The sequence below is a fragment of the Psychroflexus sp. MES1-P1E genome (assembly GCF_002836055.1).
Taxonomy (GTDB): Bacteria; Bacteroidota; Bacteroidia; order Flavobacteriales; family Flavobacteriaceae; genus Psychroflexus.
Map to the genome: position 1 here is coordinate 1 of NZ_PJBS01000243.1, position 2,364 is coordinate 2,364.

Genomic DNA, 2,364 nt, shown 5'->3' on the forward strand with positions numbered 1-2,364 from the left:
TTTATGTATAAGAATAGTTGCGGGTTTGTATGCGAGGATTTTCCGAAGGAAAATCAGATGTAGCAAACACGCAACTACCTTTGTTTTAGCACTAAACCGCAATTATTTTTATACGGTGTTGTAGGTAGTTTTTTATTCAGATTTTATTTATCAACCATATAATTCCGATTCCAGAAAATAAAAATCCACCGATTAGTAAAATCATTGGTAGGTTATTTTCCCACCAATCATTGTCTTTTATAATTTCGTACTCATTTTCTTTTTTTAGGTAAATAATGTCAATCAGTTCATTAATCCGTTTCGGGTTTTCACTAGAGTCCAACTTTTGAGTTGTTTCAACTCCATTTCGGTCGGTAAAACTTACTACCGGAAAATGATATTCGTAAGAATCTCCGTCCGCGTCTTTAGTTCGTTCTTTTTTAAAGTCAACTATTTTCGCTTGTGTTTTAATTCCGTTGGTTTTTATTCTGCTATTAGTATTTCGAATATAGAATCCTGCGTATAAAAATCCGAAACCAACAACTAGAAAAACTAGTCCTCCGAGTAAATCCCGATTGTAAAAAAAGGCACTAAAAATGACAATCAAAAGGCCAATTGGTAATATGTGTTTTTTTATGTCGATGCTCATTTTTTAAATTACCTACAACGTCCAGGCTATGGTTAGTACGGGAATTAAAAATACTGAATTTCCGATTAAGCACTTAGCCAAAACTTTTTATTTTGTTTTATCTTTTTTGTTCTAAAGCCAAATCAAAAGATTTGGCGGACTTGGTTAAAAGCTCTAAACTTTGGGTTAAGCACCAAACCCGTATTAATTATAGCCATTGTTGTAAGCTGGCTTTATTTCCAGATTTCCCACCATTTTTTTAATTCAGTTGTTTTCGGTTCAGTTTTTATTTTTGGTTTAAATTTCTTTTTCGGTTTAGTCAATTCGTATGTTTCTAAATCGATTTTGAAGTCCGTTTTATCATATTTGTCCGAAGCATTGTAATCATTTAAAACTCGGCTTAAAGTTCCATTTTCTAATGTAATATCTTCGATAAAATCCCAACACAGATTTTTATAACGTTCTATCTTTTCAGAACTCTCAACTATCGCAATATTTCTTGTTCCGATTAAAACGAACTTTTTATTATATTCAATTACTTGCTTAAAGTCATATCCAAAATCGCAAATGCTTTTTTCCTTATTTCGGTCAATTATGTAGCAACAGCCGTTTGCAATAACAAGTATTTCAGTCAGATTATTTAATGCGTTTATATAATCAAACCCTTCTTGTCCGTATTCAATATTCGCAACCCATTTCGTTCCGTCATCTTTTGTAAATTCAACAGGCAATCCTTCTGACCAATTTCCGTCTGGTATTGGCACATACATTTTTCCGTATGGCGGAAGTCCTTTTAAAATTTCAAATGTTGAATTCAATTACGATGGTTTTTAGCTTGCTTACAACGCCTAATCTATGTTTTGGTAGGGCGATTTAAAAGTACTTATTTTCGTTTAGCTAATTAGCCAAAACTTTGGCTTTGGGGTTTAACTTTTTCTGCTGATAAACGCCAAAACAAAGTTTTGGCGGAGTTTATTAATTGTTTTACTGTTTCAATTTACTACCAACTGCCCTATAAAATATAGATGATGTTAGCGGTTCGGTTTTCATTTTTTCATTTCATATTATAAAAGCATTGACCTCCCTTTGCACCTCCTGCATATTCCAAAACAAGTCTTTCATTTGCGAAAATATAGCTGCAACTGTCATTGTATTGCTGTTTTAAGTTTTCAGGAATTGATTGATCAAAAATGTTAAATGAGTACATTCCCATACCACTTCTTTTAAATCCAATTTTTGTTGGCTCACCGCTTTCAATTTGAATGCAATCTGCATTGTCTAGTTTTTCTTTTAGGGTTTTAAGCGTTTCTCTTGTCCATCCTATTGGTTTAATAATACTATCCATTCTTGAAGTATTCGTTTTCAAGTCCCATTCTAAAAACATTGGACTACTTGAACTTATGTCTTTAATTCCAAACCTAAATAGAGTGTTATCATTGTCAAATTCAATTTCAACAAATCGTCCTTTTGGAACTATTTCATTAAAATACCTTTTGAGTTCATAGATTTCTGTTTTATTCTTTTCGAAATTTTCTTTCAACTCGGTTATAGAATAATCTTGGTCGAATGCTCCAAAGGCTGAAATTATCATTAAAAACCAACCTATAAATGCCACAAGTCCAATTCCAATTAGGATTGATATTCCTATTAATATTTTTCGAAACATATCTTATTACTTTTCTCCTTTTTACTGACCGCTAACGTTAAGTATAACAATCGTAGTTCGCCTAAAGGCGATTATGATTTGTTATATAGTG

At 32.1% G+C, this 2,364-nt stretch carries 3 protein-coding genes; all 3 read right to left on the reverse strand.

Translation table 11 applies throughout. The features are described 5' to 3' along the window. Positions 1-136: 136 nt before the first annotated feature. Positions 137-628 (reverse strand): DUF3592 domain-containing protein, encoded by a 492-nt coding sequence (locus CXF67_RS09320; protein ID WP_102088509.1) that lies wholly within the window; start codon positions 626-628, stop codon positions 137-139. 212 nt (positions 629-840) lie between these two features. Next, a complete protein-coding gene (locus CXF67_RS09325; protein WP_145990436.1) occupies positions 841-1,425 on the reverse strand; it encodes a hypothetical protein in 585 nt (194 codons plus the stop codon). A gap of 236 nt (positions 1,426-1,661) precedes the next feature. Continuing rightward, positions 1,662-2,273, reverse strand: coding sequence for a hypothetical protein (locus CXF67_RS09330; RefSeq protein ID WP_102088512.1), 612 nt, complete (start codon positions 2,271-2,273; stop codon positions 1,662-1,664). Positions 2,274-2,364 lie beyond the last annotated feature (91 nt).

What these genes read in the sequence shown, in the direction of transcription:
- CXF67_RS09330 (WP_102088512.1), bottom strand. Translation starts at nt 2,273, where the DNA reads ATGTTTCGAAAAATATTAATAGGAATATCAATCCTAATTGGAATTGGA.
- CXF67_RS09320 (WP_102088509.1), bottom strand. Translation starts at nt 628, where the DNA reads ATGAGCATCGACATAAAAAAACACATATTACCAATTGGCCTTTTGATT.